This window comes from Kocuria cellulosilytica (assembly GCF_040981245.1).
Lineage (GTDB): Bacteria > Actinomycetota > Actinomycetes > Actinomycetales > Micrococcaceae > Kocuria > Kocuria cellulosilytica.
Window position 1 is genome coordinate 78,799 of record NZ_JAVFWZ010000010.1, and the last position, 13,861, is coordinate 92,659.

Below are 13,861 nucleotides of genomic sequence, written 5' to 3' on the forward strand. Positions count from 1 at the left end.
TCGTCGAAGGAGCAACGATGACCGAAGCCGTGCGCGTGCGGCGGGGCCTGGAGGAGGCCATCGTCGCCGGCCGCTACCGACCGGGCGACAAGCTGGACCTGACCAGCATCTCCGCCGAGTACGGGTGCTCCCGGACCCCGGTCCGCGACGCGCTCCAGCACCTCAGCAACTCGGGGATGGTGCAGATCCGGCCCAAGCACGGGACCTTCGTCTCCCGCCTGGGCGTGCGCGAGCTCGCGGAGCGGTTCGAGGTCATGGCGGACCTGGAGGGCCTCTGCGCCGAGCTGGCCGCCCGCAGGATGCCCCCCGGGACGGCCGCGGAGATGACCGCCGCGCTCGAGGCGTGCCGGCGCTTCGTGCAGGAGGGCGACCCGGACGGCTACTACGACGCCAACAGCCGCTTCCACCGGGCGATCTACGCGGGCTCCGGCAACGAGTTCCTGCGCGCGGAGGCGGAGAAGCTGCAGGGCGTCCTGGAGGTCTACCGCCGCCTCCAGCTGCGCGTGGGCGACCGGATGGCCAGGAGCCTGGACGAGCACCGGGCGATCGCGGAGGCCGTCCTGGCGCACGACCCGGAGACGGCCCGGGCGCAGGCGCGCGCGCACGTGCAGATCCAAGCAGACGAGTACACCGAACTGGTCCTGAGGAGCGAGCCATGAGCAGCGGCGACGACACCACCGGCAAGGACTTCGACGAGGCCGTCAACATGGCCGCCGGGCAGCTGTCGGACTGGCTGGAGACCGAGGAGTCCGCCTCGGTGGGCCAGGACGACGGCGGGGAGTCGGTGGGCCACCGCTCCGGGCGGCGCATCGTGGAGATCCTCCGGACGCCGGAGGGCGAGCGCACGGACGCCGACCACGAGCACATGCGCAAGGTCGTCGGCTACGTCCACCGCCACCTGGCCCAGCGGCCCGACGGGGACGTGCGGGAGACCCGGTGGCGCTACTCCCTCATGAACTGGGGGCACGACCCGCTCGAGGACTGAGCCGTCCGGCCCCACCCGCACGGGCGAGCGGGGGGCCCACAATATTGCAGTTGTGCAAAAAGTGCAGAAGTGCAAGAATATGGGCATGCCCACCGATCCTGCCCCCACCCTGCGCGCCCGCAAGAAGGCCGAGACCTGGTCCGCGATCCACGAGGCGGCCGCCGCCCTCGCGGTCGAGCACGGGGTCGAGGGCACCACGGTGGAGGCCGTGGCCGCCGCGGCCGGCGTCTCCCCGCGCACCTTCTTCAACTACTTCCCCGCCAAGGAGGACGCCGTCCTGGGCATGCGGGCCCCCTCGCTGGACCCGGAGCTCCTGGAGGGCTTCTCCCTCGAGCACGACCTGCTGGGCCAGGTCTCCCGCCTGCTGCTGGCCGTGTCCCGCAGCGCCTACGCGGGCCCGGACGCCGAGCGGCGCCGGAAGCTCCTGCAGGACCATCCGAGCCTGGGCCGCCGCCGGCACGAGCTGATGCTCGAGGCCGAGGCCCTGGTGCGCCACACCCTCGCGGAGCTGCTCGCCCGTGAGCCGGAGTGGTCCCCCGGGATCGGGGAGCACCCCGTGGACGAGGTCGCCCGGATGCTGGTGCTCCTCGCCGGGGTCCCCCTGCGCTTCGCCATCACCGCCGAGGGCTACTCCCCGGCACGCGGGCTGCCGACCGAGGACCACGAGTCGGCGCTCGTCCTCTTCCACCGTCTCCAGGAGAAGCTCTCATGACCCGCACCCCCTCCCGCCGGACCGAGCAGGCCACCGGCTCCCGGCACCTCGTGCTGCTCTTCGTGGGCCTCATGCTCTCCATGCTGCTGGCCGCGCTCAACCAGACCGTGCTCAGCACCGCGCTGCCCACGATCGTGGGCGAGCTCAACGGGGTCGACGAGATGCTGTGGGTGATCACCGCCTACATCCTGGCCTCGACCATCATGATGCCCGTCTACGGCAAGCTCGGGGACCTGATGGGCCGCAAGCCCCTGCTCCTGGGCGCGATCCTGGTGTTCATGGCCGGCTCCGTGATCGGCGCGCTCGCGGGCAGCATCGAGGTCCTCATCGCCGCCCGCGCCGTCCAGGGCCTCGGCGGCGGCGGGCTGATCATCCTCTCCCAGGCCGCCATCGCCGACGTGGTCCCCGCCCGGGAGCGCGGCAGGTACATGGGCGTCATGGGCGGCGTCTTCGCCCTCGCCTCGGTGGCCGGCCCGCTGCTGGGCGGGTTCTTCACCGAAGGCCCCGGCTGGCGCTGGGTCTTCTGGATCAACATCCCGCTCGGGCTCCTGGCGCTGGCCGGGGCCGTCCTGTTCCTCAAGCTCCCCCGGCACAGCGGCCGGCCGCGCCTGGACATCGGCGGCATGGCGCTGCTGGCCGTGGCCACGACCTGCCTGGTGCTGTTCGCCACCTGGGGCGGCGGCAAGTACGCCTGGACCGACCCCGTGATCCTCGGCCTGATCGCCGGGACGCTCGTGACCTCCGCGGCCTTCGTGGCCGTGGAACGGCGCACCGCCGAGCCGATCATCCCGATGCACCTGTTCCGCGAGCGCAACTTCGTCCTCACCACTCTCGCCGGGCTGCTCACCGGCGTGGCGATGTTCGGGGCCCTCGGCTACCTGCCGACCTACCTGCAGATGGTCTTCGGCATCGACGCCACCCGCTCCGGGCTGCTGATGGTGCCGATGATGGGCACCATGCTCCTGACCTCGGTGCTCGCCGGGCGGGCGGTGAGCCGGACGGGCCGCTACAAGTGGCTGCCGGTGGCCGGGAGCGTGCTCGTGGCCGTGGCCATGGGTCTGCTCGCGACCCTGACCTCCGAGCAGGGCGTGTGGCACGTGTGCCTCTACATCGCGGTCCTGGGCCTCGGCCTGGGCCTGTCCATGCAGGTGCTGGTGCTGATCGTGCAGAACACCTTCCCGCTGCGGCAGGTCGGCACCGCCACCGCGGCGAACAACTTCTTCCGCCAGATCGGCGCCACCCTGGGCTCGGGCGTGGTCGGCAGCGTCTTCGCGGGCCGGCTGGCCGACCTGCTGGCCGAGCGCCTGCCGGCGGCCGCGCTCGAGGGCGGCGCGGGCGGGACCAACTCGCTCACCCCTGCCGTGGTCGCCTCGCTCCCCCAGGCGCTGCAGGACCCCATCGTGACCTCCTACAACGACGCCCTGACCCCCATCTTCCTGTGGATCATGCCCCTGGGGCTGCTCGCGGCCGCCCTGCTGTGCTTCGTGACCGAGAAGCCGCTGGCCACGACGATCGAGCAGGACGTCGAGCCCGAGGCGCTCGCCGAGGACCGCCTCGTGGGCACCGCGGGCCGGCCGGCCGACCGGCGGACCGGCGACGAGGACCGGGACACCGGAGGACGCGGTGCCGGCGCGTCGCGCGAGGGCCCGGCAGAACGCGAACCCGCCACCTCCGCCCGGTAGCCGGGGCGCGGCGGCGGCCCGGCCGGCGTGACCCGCCCGCGTCCTGCGCCCGCGGACGCTCGCCAGGGCCCCGATCCGTCGGTAGGTTGGGCCCCACACCCGGGAGTGCCCGGCCGCCGAGGGCGTGCCGCGGCGACCGGGACCGGCGCGAGAGTGCACGGACACCGGCGCGGACGAGCACGGGAGAAGGAGCAGCTGATGGGTCTGAGCAAGGGCACCAAGGTCACGTGGAACACCCCGCAGGGCACCACCGAGGGCACCGTGGTCGAGAAGAGGACCGAGGACTTCGAGTTCGACGGCCGCACGTACCGCGCGAGCACGGACGACCCGCACTACATCGTGGAGTCCGCCGACACCGGGGCCCGTGCGACCCACAAGGCGGACGCCCTGACCGAGGCCTGACGCCGCGGGCCGGGCACGGCGCTCAGTCGCGGACGCCGGGCGTGCCCCAGACGAACGGGCCGAAGGACGGGCCGACCGGTTCGAGGTACTCGACGTCGGCCGCCGGGATCAGGGCGCCCGGGGTGTAGCCGTCGACCTCGCAGCGCACCAGCACGACCATCCCGAGCTCGACCGGCTCGTAGGGGGCGCACAGCACCGCCTCACCGGCGCGGAGGTCCAGGCCGGCACGGTCGGTGCGCATGCGGTACCGGGCGACGTGGGAGACGGTGATGGACGCGACCGGGTCGACGGCCGGACCCACGCCGATGCCCGGGAGGACGTCGAGGGGACCGGTGTCGTCGGGAACAGGGCTCAGTGCGGAAAGGCTCATGGCGGGGATCTCCAGTCGTGGGAGCGCACGGGGACCTGCTGAGGTGCCCGTGCCGGGCGGGGTGCTCGACCACGCTGTCTCTGTCCATGATAGAGATCCACGTCACACGGGGGAAGAGTCCTTCGCATCGGTCCACGGGCCGCGACCCGTGGTGCACGGACGTTCAGGCAGCCGCGCCCGGGATCCGCTCAGCGGATCCCGGCGAGGCGGCCCGCCTGCTCCGCTCCGAGGTGGGCCTGGCGGCCGGCGCCGACGATGCCGGCGGCGTTGCGCAGCTGCGCGGGGGCCACGCGGGCGCGCAGCCGCAGGTGGGGCAGGAACTCCTGGTGCCGCTCGCTGATGCCCCCGCCGAGGACGATCAGGTCCGGCGAGATCAGGCGCTCGAGGTGGGACAGGTAGCGCTGGAGCCGGTCCGTGTAGGTCGGCCAGTCCAGGGCCTCCACCGTCCGGGCGGAGGCGCCGGCCCAGCCGTCCACGTCGCGGCCGTCCAGCCAGACGTGGCCGAACTCGCTGTTGGGGATCAGCTCCCCGTCCAGGAACAGCGCCGAGCCGATCCCGGTGCCCAGCGTGATCACCAGCACCGTGCCGCGGGCGTCCCGGGCGGCGCCGAAGCGCACCTCGGCCAGCCCGGCGGCGTCGGCGTCGTTGAGCACCGCGACCTGCCGCCCCAGCCCGGTGGCGAGCAGCTCCCGGGCGTCCGCGCCGATCCAGGAGTCGTCGAGGTGGGCGGCCGAGCGGGCGATGCCGTGGTCGATGATGGCCGGGACGCCCACGCCGACCCCGGCCAGGGGCCGGTCCAGCTCCGGCGCGTCCTCCAGCCCCGCCAGGACCCCGCGGAGGGCGGCCACCACTGCCGCCGGGGTCGCCGGCGCGGGCGTGGGCACCCGGCGGACGGGGCCGACGGTGGTGCCGCGGACCGGGTCCACGACCGCGTACTTGATGGTCGTCCCGCCGATGTCCACGCCGAGGCAGCGGGCGTCGTCGTCGCCCCCGCCGGGAACGGGCGGGGGGACGGTCGGGGGCGTCCGGAAGGACGGCAGGGCACAGGTCATCTCACGGTCCTGGATTGAGGCGGGAGCGGCGCGCCCTCGCACGGGCGGCGCCTGGTCGACTGTACAACCGGGCGGGGACGGCAATTATTCGCGCCGGGTCCGGCTGCCTGCCGTCCCGGCCCACCCGGCCCCGCCGTTGCCTAGAATCGAGTGGTCCCGGTCACCCCGGCGAGCGCCCCGGCCCCGGCCGGTGCCCGGGCGTCCCGCCACCTCTCGAAGGATGACTCCGCATGACCAGCTCCACCCGCACCGCGTGGCCCGTCCCGCAGAAGACCACCAACCGGGTGCTGCTCGCCTGCTGGCTCGCGATCCTGGCCGAGGGCTACGACGTCGGAGTGTTCGGCGCCGTCCTGCCGGCCCTCGCGGAGCACCGCGCGTGGGACCTCACGCCCCTGGAGCTCGGCGGGCTCGGCTCCTACGCCCTGGTCGGCATGCTCGTCGGCGCCATGGTGATCGGCACGCTCTCGGACCGGGTGGGCCGGAAGAAGATGCTGCTGGTCTCGATGGCCGTCTTCACCACCATGCAGCTGGGTGCCGCGCTGGCCCCCACCCCGGAGGTCTTCGGGCTCTTCCGCCTGCTCGGCGGCCTGGGCATGGGCGGGATCATCCCCGTGGCCGCCGCCCTGACCATCGAGTACTCGGCGCCGCGGCGCCGGTCCTTCAACTACGGCGTGATGTACTCCGGCTACTCCCTCGGCATCCTGGCCGCCGCGCTCGTGGCGATCGCGCTGCTGCCCGTGCTGGGCTGGCGGTGGGTGGTCGGCGTCGGGTTCCTCCCCGTGGTCCTGCTGCCCCTCGTCGCCAAGCTCGTGCCGGAGTCCCTCGAGCACCTGATGAGCAAGGGTCGCCGTGAGGAGGCCGCTCGCCTGGCGGAGCAGCTGCACGTGGCCCCGTTCGTCGAGAGCGACTGGACCCCGGTGCTCTCCGAGGAGGCCCGGGCACGGTCCGTGAGCTGGAAGCAGTCCCTGACGGCCATGTTCTCCGGCGGGTACCTGACCGCCACCGTGTTCTTCTGGGTCTCCCTGTTCTGCGGGATGGTCCTGGTCTACGGCCTCAACACGTGGCTGCCCTCGATCATGCGCTCCGCCGGCTACGAGCTCGGCCCGGCACTGACGTTCCTGGTGGTCTTCAGCCTGGCCTCGGCCGTCGGCGGCATCGCCCTGGGGCGCGCGGCGGACGCCTACGGCAAGAAGCTGATCCTGGTGGTCTTCTACCTGCTGGGCGGGGTGGGCATCCTGCTGCTGATGTTCCCCAACTCCCTGGTGGTCAACTACGCGTTCGTGGCCCTGGCCGGCATCGGCTCGATCTCCACCTCGCTGGTGCTCACCGGCTGGGTGGCCGAGTACTACCCCGCCCACTCTCGCGCCACCGCCACCGGCTGGGCCCTGTCCTTCGCCCGCGTGGGCGCGATCTCGGGCCCGCTCATCGGGGGCTGGATCGGCTCGATGGACCTGCCGTTCCAGTGGAACTTCATCGTCTTCGCCGCCGTGGCGCTGGTCGCCGCCGGGGCCGTGGCACTGATCCCGCAGGTCCCCGGCGCGGCCGGACCGCCGGCGCGACGCGGGCCGGCGGGGCGCGCCGCGACGGTGCCGGCGGCGCCGGGCTCCTGAGCCGGCCGGTCCACCGTCTGCGCTCCCGGCCCCGGCGCGGGGTCCCTCGTCACCCGGCCGGGTCATGATCGGCCCCGCCGGGCTCCGGGTGCCCGGCCGGGGCCTGCCCCGGGCCCGGCCCGGCCGGACCGTCCGCGCGCAGATGGGCGCGCTCGCCGTCGTGGTCCAGCACGGTGAGGATCTCCACCGGCCCGCCCTGCGCCACGATGGCGTGCGGGACCATCGTGGAGAACTGCGCCGCCTGACCCACCTCGACCACGATCACCCGCTCCCCCAGGTGCAGGCGGGCGGTCCCGGAGAGCACGGTGAACCAGTCCCGGCCGGGGTGCACCGCGAGCCGCTCCGGGGCGGGCGGGCGGCCCGGCAGGATGCGCATCTTGGCCACGGTCATCCCGTGCAGCGCCCGCTCGGTGGACAGCAACCACGTGGTCAGCCCCGGCGTGCTGCTGGGCTGCGGGCGGATCACGACGTCCTCGTCCTCGGGGGACTCGACGAGCTGGTCCAGCGAGGTGTCGAGCGCCCGGGCGATGGGCACCAGCTGGTCCAGGGCGATCCGGCGGTGCCCGGTCTCGAGCCGGCTCAGCGTGGACGGGCTGAGCCGGCACCGGGCCGCGAGCGCGTCCAGGGACCAGCCGCGCGCCAGCCGGAGGCCGCGGATGCGCCGGCGGATCACGGCGTCCAGGTCCAGTTCTTGCGTCATGAGCAAGATGCTATGTCTTGTGCGCACAGTGCGTCTACCGTGGTGCTGTGGCCGGGAGTTCCCGGCCGGACGAGAGCGCAGGAAAGCCTGAGGTGTGCCATGAGCCCGGAACCGACTCATGACGTGGTGGTCGTCGGCGGCGGTGCCGCCGGCCTGAGTGCCGCCGTGGCCCTGGCGCGCTCGCGGCGCTCGGTGGTCGTGGTGGACGCCGGCGAACCGCGCAACGCCCCGGCCGCCGGCGCGCACAACCTCCTCGGCCGCGAGGGGATCCCGCCGCTGGAGCTGCTGGCCGCCGGCCGGCGCGAGGCGGAGCAGTACGGGGCGCGGATCGTGGCCGGCCGGGCCGTGACCGCCCGGGCCGGGGCGGACGGGTTCACGCTCGGCCTCGCGGGCGGCAGCGTGCTGCGGGCGCGGCGGCTGCTGCTCGCCACCGGGCTGGTCGACGAGCTCCCCGACGTGCCCGGGGTGGCCGAGCTGTGGGGGCGCAGCGTGCTGCACTGCCCCTACTGCCACGGCTGGGAGGTCCGTGGCCGGCGCATCGGGGTGCTCGGCGCGGTGCCCATGAGCATCCACCAGACGCTGCTGTTCCGGCAGCTCAGCGAGGACGTCACCTTCTTCCCGCACCGGATGCCGGATCCCGGCGCCGAGGCGTGGGAACAGCTCGACGCCCTGGGGGTCCGGGTGGTCGAGGGGCCCGTCCGGCGGCTGCGCCTCGAGGAGGGCGCGCTGCGCGCGGTGGTCCTCGACGACGGCCGGGAGGTCCCGGTGGACGCCGTGGTCGTGGCGCCCCGGTTCGTGGCCCGGGCGGAGCTCTACGAGCAGCTCGGCGGCACCCTGACGGACCACCCCGCCGGGACGCTGATCGCCACGGGCCCGATGGGCGCCACCGAGGTCCCCGGGGTGTGGGCGGCCGGCAACGCCGGTGATCTCTCGGCCATGGTCTCCTCCGCCGCGGGAGCGGGGCTCGGCGCGGCCGCGGCGATCAACGCGGACCTCGTGGCCGCGGACGCGGCCGCCGCCGTGCGGGCCCGGGCGGCCGTGTGATGTCGGCGGGGTCCGGCCGGACGCACCGGCCGGACCCCGCCGCACCGTGGGACGGGATCAGCCCGCGAAGACCTCGGTGCGGAAGGACATCTGCGGTCGCTCCTCGACGACCTCGAAGGTCAGCCACTCGGTGCTCTCGCGTCCGTGGCGGTCCGTGGCCGTCACCTCCGCGGTGTGCACGCCGGGCTCCAGGTCGGCCGGGAGCTCGAGCTGCCAGAGATGGGTCGTGCTCCGGGCGACGTGGTAGCCCGGCCGCGGGGCCGCCGGGCCGGCCTGGATGCCGTAGAAGGCCTGGAACCCTTGGGCGTCCTCGTTTCCGGAGGTGGACTCGAAGGCGTGGCGGGCGATCATCAGCTGGCGGGTGGCCGCGTAGGGGTCCGCCACCTCGGCGCCCTGGGCCTTCTCCTCGCCGGCGCCGGGCTGGGTGTGGGCGGCCTCCAGCGGCTCCCCGCCGTCGACGGACATGGTCACGCGGGTCTCCCGGGTGCCGTTCCACACGTTGGCGGACAGCCGGGTGCCGCCCCGCAGATCCTCGGCCGTGACCATGCCGGGGTCCCCGAGGTCGTTGACGTTCACCGGGGGCACGGCGTCCCAGTTGCCCAGGTTGGCCTCGCCCCACGCGGCGAGGGTGTTGTACCAGTCCCGCCAGTACGGGGAGTTCACGGCCAGTCCCATCCGGTCCCCGTCGCGGCCGATCGCGTGGAAGTTCTCCCGGTAGCCGGTGCCCTGCACGTCGAGCGAGAACCAGCCCGGCGGGGCCCCGTCCCGCTGCAGTGCCATGGGCACGCCGTCGACGTCGAGGTCGCCGATGTACCAGTCGCCGCTCGGGGCGCCGGCCACGATGTGGTGGAAGGGCAGCTCCTGGACGCCCGTCGACTCCAGCCACCCGGCCACAGCGGTGCCGGCCGACATGTTCTCGACCGAGTGGGTGTGCCCGGAGAAGGAGATCGCCTCGCGGCCCTCGAGCAGGGCGTAGAGCTCGGTGACGTCGTCGGTCTGGTGCATGGTGCTGGAGGAGTCGGCGTAGGAGACCAGCGGCACGTGCGTGGCGACGACCACGAGCTTGTCCTCCGGCACCGTGGCGAGGTCCGCCTCGATCCAGGCCAGGGTCTCCTCGCCCAGGACACCGTTGTACTGCGGGTCGTTCTCCGGGTCGGCGCACTGGCCGTGCCTGCCGTCGGCGTTCTCCTCGGGCCGGCACGGGTAGGAGAGGTTGTTCAGTCCGACGACGTGCATCTCGCCCACGTCGTAGGAGAAGTTCTCCGGGCCGACGTGCTGCTTGAAGGTGTCGAAGGACTCCTCGGGGTCCGTGGAGTCGATGTCGTAGTCGTGGTTGCCCGGCACCGCGCGGATCGGGGCTCCGGCGCCGGAGAGGGTCTCCTTCAGCCGCGGGTACAGCCCCAGGTCGCCACCGGCCAGGTCGCCCAGCAGGAGCAGGCCGCAGTCCTCCAGGTCCTGGCGCGCGGCGAGGTCCCGCACCAGCCCGGTGCGGGCGAAGCCGATCTCCTGGTGGGAGTAGGTCTGCACGTCGCCCAGGAACCCGCAGGTCTGGTCCCGGCGAGCGCTGTCCTCGTTGCGCGCCAGGGGGAAGTTCAGGGCGTCGGGGGCCTCCCCCGTGGCGGCCAGACCGCCGAACCGCAGGTCCTGGGCGGTGCCCTCGGGCTCGTGGTGGTAGTGGAACCGGGCGAAGTTCGTCTCGTCGACCGGGGTGTCCCAGCCGGCGGGCTTGGTGACGAACACGGTCTGCCCCTCGGCCAACGGCAGCTCCCAGTACCCCTGGTGGTCGGTGCGCACCACGTCCCGGCCGTTGGACACGGCGACGCCCTCCAGGCCCTCCTCGTGCTCCTGCCGGACGCTGTCCCTGTTGCTGTCGTCGAACACGTGGCCGCTGATCCGCCCGGCGGAACCGTCGGCGTCCGCACCGTCGCGCAGCACCTCGGGTCCGCCCACGTAGGAGGTGGGGTCGACGTCGTCGGCCTGCCCCTGGGGCCCCTCCCGTCCGTGGCCCACCCCCGGGGACGGGTGCTCCGCGACCGCAGGAACCGGATCGGCGGGGAGCCGGGGAAGGACCGTCGCGGCCGCCGGTGCCAGCACGACCACGACGGCGGTGCCGGACAGCAGAAGTCGGCGCAGGGCGATGGCTGGCATGGTGCCGCCTCCGGGATCGGTCGGTCGCGTGCGTTCCAGACTAGAAGAGATCGCGCAGAACATGCCCGGAACGACATCAACCCACGTCAACATGACGCGACGGCCGTTCGCCCCGTGCTGGAGCGCCGCACCGGCCAGGCCCGGCGGCGGACGGGCCGACGGCCGCCGTCCGGAACACCCGTGGGAAGAGGGGCCCTAGAGTGGGAGCACCGCCCCTGAGGAACCGAGGACCTGCATGCCCGAGCCCACCACGAAGCCCCCCGCGAAGAGCACTGCGAAGAGCACTGCGAAGAGCACCGCCACCCGGCAGCGTTTCGTGGACGAGGCGCTGCACCTGTTCCGGGAGCGGGGCTACGAGCAGACGTCCATGGCGCAGATCGCCGCCGCCGCCGGATCCAGCCGCGCCAACCTGTACCTGTACTTCCACAGCAAGCCCCAGATCATCATGGCCCGGATGCGTGAGATCGAGGCGGAGATCGCCGAGCTCTACGGGCTCCTGGACCAAATGCCGGAGCACACCGCGAGCGCGATGCGGGGATGGCTCGAGACCGCCCGGCAGATGTGGTTCCGCTACGCCACCGAGTTCGAGGCGATCGCCCAGGCCATGGCCACGGACCCGGAGGTGCTCGACGAGTGGCTGGGCATGGTGCAGCGAGTGTCCTCGGCCCAGACGGTGCTCTACCGGGGATGCCGCTCGGAGGACGAGCGGCTGGACCGCGAGGTGCACATGGTCACCCTCATGATGAGCCTGGAGCGCAACTTCTACTTCCTGTACCTGCGCGGCCACCGCCAGCGGGAGGACCGGGTCATCGCCTCGCTGGCCCGGCAGTGGGCGCAGCTGTTCGGCGAGTGACCCGGTCCGCCCGGCCGACGGTCGAGGCCCAGCGGTCAGGGCTCAGCGGTCGAGCACCAGCCGCGGACTCCCGGCCGCCGCGCGGGAGACGCAGATCATCATGGTCTCGTCCGCCTCCTGCTCCGAGGCCGTGAGGATCGAGTCCCGGTGGTCGGCGCGGCCGGCCAGCAGGGGCGTCTCGCAGGTGCCGCACGTGCCGGTCTTGCACGAGGAGATCACCGGGAGGCCGGCCTGCTCGGCGGCGTCGAGGATCGTCTGCTCCGCCCCGACCCGGACGACCGTCCCGGACTCGGCGAACTCCACCTCGAAGGCGGTGTCCGGCACGGTGCGCTCCACGGCCTTGGGGGCGAAGCGCTCCAGGCGCAGGGAGTCCTTGGGCCAGTGCGCGGTGCTCTCCTCGGCGGCGCGCAGCAGCGGCTCGGGCCCGCACGCGTAGACCAGGGTGTCCTCGCGGACCTGCCGGAACAGCCCGGGCAGGTCGATCAGCCCGCGCTCGTCCTGCGGGACCACCTCGACCCGGTCGCCGCGGACCGCCAGCTCGGACAGGAACGCCATCGACGACCGGGTGCGCCCGCCGTAGACGAGCTCCCACTCGGCCCCGGCGCGCTCGGCCTCCCGGACCATGGCGAGGATCGGGGTGATGCCGATCCCGCCCGCCACGAACAGGTACTTCGGCGAGGGGGCGAGCCGGAAGTTGTTGCGCGGCCAGGAGACGGTGACGCGGGAGCCGGGCACCAGGGCCTCGTGCACGGCCGCGGAGCCGCCGCGCCCGGAGACCTCCTTGAGCACGCCGATCCGGTAGGTGGTGCGCTCCGCGGGGTCGGAGGACAGCGAGTACTGCCGCACGAACGGCCCGAGCTCGCCGTTGGGGACGTGGACGTCCACGTGCGCCCCGGCCTTCCAGCGCGGGAGCTCCCCGCCGTCGGGGTGGCCCAGGGTCAGGGCGACGACGCCGTCCGAGGCCTCGGTCCGCGCCAGCACCTCGAGGCTGAGCGTGCGCACGGTCCGCTCCTTGGAGCGCTCGACGTCCGCCACGTCCCAGGACACCTGCAGCGATCGCCGCACGGGCAGCAGGGCCATGCGCAGGAAGTCCAGCTCCTCGGTGTCGTCCGGGCGCAGGGAGGGCAGCCGCTCGAAGAGCACCCGCAGGCCGGTGGCCCCCTGGACGCGGGCCAGCGGGTTGCCGAGGCACGTGTGGCGCCCCGCGGTGAAGGCCAGGTGGTCGGCCGGGTCCGGGCGGTGGATGTCGAACTCGAAGGGCCGCTCCACGTGCTCCGGGTCGGTGTTGGCCGAGGCCAGAGCGATCCAGATCATCTCCCCCGCCGCGATCCGCACCCCGGAGAGCTCGACGTCGCGCGTGGCCCGCCGGGAGGTGAACGTGGAGGAGGGACGGCGGCGCACGGTCTCCTCGAAGACCCGGGGCCACAGCTCGGGCTCGTCGATCGCGTCCTGGAGCGCCTCGGGGTGCTGGGCCAGGAAGATCACGGCGTTGGTCATGGCCTGGGCGGTGGTGTCCGTGCCGGCGGCCGCGAACTCGGAGACGTGCAGCGCGATCTGCGGGGTGGGCAGGGCGTACGAGCCGTCCTCCGCCCGGGCGGAGGCCATCACGGAGATGATGTCGTCCGCGTCGGAGTCGCGGCGGGAGTCGATGATGTCCCGCAGCACGAGGTTGGCGGCGACGAACCGGTCCCACACCTCGGAGCGCCTCGGCTCGGGGAGCGGCTCGTGGGCGGAGGAGAGCACGGCGAAGAGGTCGTCGCGCAGCTGGCGCATCATGGCCTCGTGCTCGTAGCCCAGGCCCAGCAGCGCCATGATCGTCTGCGTGGTGAGCTCGAGCGAGTACTTCTCGAGCAGGTTCGCGGAGCCGTTGTTCTCGAAGCGGTCGATGATCCGGTGGGCGCGGGCCTCGATCTCGGGCTGGAGCCGGTCCATCCGCTCCTTGACGAAGCCCCGCTGGGCCACGGAGCGGGCCTCGGTGTGGCCGGGCGGGTCCTGGCCCACGATCATCTTCGCCACGAGCTCCGGCGGGTAGACCTCCCGGTACTTCTCGGGGACGTCGGCGGCGGAGTTGGCGGCGGAGGAGTAGGTCTGCCAGTCGGAGAGCACCGCGAGGCAGTCCTCCCGCTTCGTGACGATCCAGGCGTTGAGGTACGGGTAGAAGAACACCGGTGTCGCGTCGCGGACCTCGGCGAAGTGGCGCGCGGGGTCGCGGTAGTAGTCGTCCCCCATGGCGTCGAAGCCGTGGGCGATCGGGCAGCGGCCGGTGGGGCGGGCGTCGTCGTGCACAGCGGTCATGGCAGGGT

Annotated in this window: 13 protein-coding genes; 8 read left to right on the forward strand and 5 right to left on the reverse strand. The window is 73.4% G+C overall.

The window, feature by feature from the left end:
* Positions 1 to 17: 17 nt before the first annotated feature.
* The 5 genes from RCG67_RS14155 to RCG67_RS14175 all read left to right on the forward strand — a co-directional run bounded on the left by RCG67_RS14155 (position 18) and on the right by RCG67_RS14175 (position 3,781).
* On the forward strand, positions 18 to 659 hold the full coding sequence (locus RCG67_RS14155; RefSeq protein WP_368827178.1) for a GntR family transcriptional regulator: 642 nt from the start codon (positions 18 to 20) through the stop codon (positions 657 to 659).
* Positions 656 to 985 (forward strand): DUF3140 domain-containing protein, encoded by a 330-nt coding sequence (locus tag RCG67_RS14160; protein ID WP_368827179.1) that lies wholly within the window; start codon positions 656 to 658, stop codon positions 983 to 985. The genes RCG67_RS14155 and RCG67_RS14160 overlap by 4 nt, the downstream gene beginning before the upstream one ends.
* An 85-nt stretch (positions 986 to 1,070) precedes the next feature.
* Positions 1,071 to 1,697: a TetR family transcriptional regulator gene (locus RCG67_RS14165; protein ID WP_368827181.1), complete on the forward strand. Its 627-nt coding sequence runs from the start codon at positions 1,071 to 1,073 to the stop codon at positions 1,695 to 1,697.
* Positions 1,694 to 3,379 carry an MDR family MFS transporter gene (locus RCG67_RS14170; RefSeq protein ID WP_368827183.1) on the forward strand — a complete coding sequence of 562 codons (1,686 nt, stop codon included), beginning with the start codon at positions 1,694 to 1,696 and terminating at the stop codon, positions 3,377 to 3,379. Before RCG67_RS14165 ends, RCG67_RS14170 begins: the two co-directional genes overlap by 4 nt.
* A 198-nt stretch (positions 3,380 to 3,577) precedes the next feature.
* Entirely contained in the window at positions 3,578 to 3,781 is a 204-nt protein-coding gene (locus RCG67_RS14175; protein ID WP_058874229.1) for a hypervirulence associated TUDOR domain-containing protein, read from the forward strand.
* Between the two features lie 22 nt (positions 3,782 to 3,803).
* Here the strand turns inward: RCG67_RS14175 and RCG67_RS14180 are convergent, their stop codons facing one another.
* Together RCG67_RS14180 and ppgK are read right to left on the reverse strand one after the other, a co-directional pair.
* Positions 3,804 to 4,151, reverse strand: a complete 348-nt coding sequence (locus RCG67_RS14180) for a hypothetical protein (RefSeq protein WP_368827185.1) — start codon at positions 4,149 to 4,151, stop codon at positions 3,804 to 3,806.
* A 188-nt stretch (positions 4,152 to 4,339) separates the two neighbouring features.
* Complete coding sequence (gene ppgK, locus RCG67_RS14185; RefSeq protein ID WP_368827186.1) at positions 4,340 to 5,203, reverse strand: polyphosphate--glucose phosphotransferase; 864 nt, start codon at positions 5,201 to 5,203, stop codon at positions 4,340 to 4,342.
* Between the two features lie 230 nt (positions 5,204 to 5,433).
* On the opposite strand from ppgK, the gene RCG67_RS14190 reads away from it, so the two are divergent.
* Positions 5,434 to 6,813, forward strand: coding sequence for an MFS transporter (locus tag RCG67_RS14190; RefSeq protein ID WP_368827188.1), 1,380 nt, complete (start codon positions 5,434 to 5,436; stop codon positions 6,811 to 6,813).
* Positions 6,814 to 6,862: 49 nt separating this feature from the next.
* Here the strand turns inward: RCG67_RS14190 and RCG67_RS14195 are convergent, their stop codons facing one another.
* The gene (locus tag RCG67_RS14195) at positions 6,863 to 7,513 is read right to left on the reverse strand and encodes a helix-turn-helix domain-containing protein (RefSeq protein ID WP_368827190.1); all 651 of its coding nucleotides are present in this window, start codon (positions 7,511 to 7,513) and stop codon (positions 6,863 to 6,865) included.
* A gap of 99 nt (positions 7,514 to 7,612) precedes the next feature.
* On the opposite strand from RCG67_RS14195, the gene RCG67_RS14200 reads away from it, so the two are divergent.
* Positions 7,613 to 8,557, forward strand: coding sequence for an NAD(P)/FAD-dependent oxidoreductase (locus RCG67_RS14200; RefSeq protein ID WP_368827192.1), 945 nt, complete (start codon positions 7,613 to 7,615; stop codon positions 8,555 to 8,557).
* 57 nt (positions 8,558 to 8,614) lie between these two features.
* Here RCG67_RS14200 and RCG67_RS14205 read toward each other — a convergent pair whose 3' ends face one another.
* On the reverse strand, positions 8,615 to 10,705 hold the full coding sequence (locus RCG67_RS14205; protein ID WP_368827193.1) for a calcineurin-like phosphoesterase C-terminal domain-containing protein: 2,091 nt from the start codon (positions 10,703 to 10,705) through the stop codon (positions 8,615 to 8,617).
* Positions 10,706 to 10,940: 235 nt separating this feature from the next.
* Here RCG67_RS14205 and RCG67_RS14210 point away from each other — a divergent pair, with 235 nt between their 5' ends.
* Positions 10,941 to 11,558, forward strand: coding sequence for a TetR/AcrR family transcriptional regulator (locus tag RCG67_RS14210; protein ID WP_368827195.1), 618 nt, complete (start codon positions 10,941 to 10,943; stop codon positions 11,556 to 11,558).
* A 42-nt stretch (positions 11,559 to 11,600) separates the two neighbouring features.
* Here the strand turns inward: RCG67_RS14210 and RCG67_RS14215 are convergent, their stop codons facing one another.
* On the reverse strand, positions 11,601 to 13,853 hold the full coding sequence (locus RCG67_RS14215) for a cytochrome P450 (protein ID WP_368827197.1): 2,253 nt from the start codon (positions 13,851 to 13,853) through the stop codon (positions 11,601 to 11,603).
* Positions 13,854 to 13,861 lie beyond the last annotated feature (8 nt).

What these genes read in the sequence shown, in the direction of transcription:
- RCG67_RS14155 (WP_368827178.1), top strand. Translation starts at nt 18, where the DNA reads ATGACCGAAGCCGTGCGCGTGCGGCGGGGCCTGGAGGAGGCCATCGTC.
- RCG67_RS14160 (WP_368827179.1), top strand. Translation starts at nt 656, where the DNA reads ATGAGCAGCGGCGACGACACCACCGGCAAGGACTTCGACGAGGCCGTC.
- RCG67_RS14165 (WP_368827181.1), top strand. Translation starts at nt 1,071, where the DNA reads ATGCCCACCGATCCTGCCCCCACCCTGCGCGCCCGCAAGAAGGCCGAG.
- RCG67_RS14170 (WP_368827183.1), top strand. Translation starts at nt 1,694, where the DNA reads ATGACCCGCACCCCCTCCCGCCGGACCGAGCAGGCCACCGGCTCCCGG.
- RCG67_RS14175 (WP_058874229.1), top strand. Translation starts at nt 3,578, where the DNA reads ATGGGTCTGAGCAAGGGCACCAAGGTCACGTGGAACACCCCGCAGGGC.
- RCG67_RS14180 (WP_368827185.1), bottom strand. Translation starts at nt 4,151, where the DNA reads ATGAGCCTTTCCGCACTGAGCCCTGTTCCCGACGACACCGGTCCCCTC.
- ppgK (WP_368827186.1), bottom strand. Translation starts at nt 5,203, where the DNA reads ATGACCTGTGCCCTGCCGTCCTTCCGGACGCCCCCGACCGTCCCCCCG.
- RCG67_RS14190 (WP_368827188.1), top strand. Translation starts at nt 5,434, where the DNA reads ATGACCAGCTCCACCCGCACCGCGTGGCCCGTCCCGCAGAAGACCACC.
- RCG67_RS14195 (WP_368827190.1), bottom strand. Translation starts at nt 7,513, where the DNA reads ATGACGCAAGAACTGGACCTGGACGCCGTGATCCGCCGGCGCATCCGC.
- RCG67_RS14200 (WP_368827192.1), top strand. Translation starts at nt 7,613, where the DNA reads ATGAGCCCGGAACCGACTCATGACGTGGTGGTCGTCGGCGGCGGTGCC.
- RCG67_RS14205 (WP_368827193.1), bottom strand. Translation starts at nt 10,705, where the DNA reads ATGCCAGCCATCGCCCTGCGCCGACTTCTGCTGTCCGGCACCGCCGTC.
- RCG67_RS14210 (WP_368827195.1), top strand. Translation starts at nt 10,941, where the DNA reads ATGCCCGAGCCCACCACGAAGCCCCCCGCGAAGAGCACTGCGAAGAGC.
- RCG67_RS14215 (WP_368827197.1), bottom strand. Translation starts at nt 13,853, where the DNA reads ATGACCGCTGTGCACGACGACGCCCGCCCCACCGGCCGCTGCCCGATC.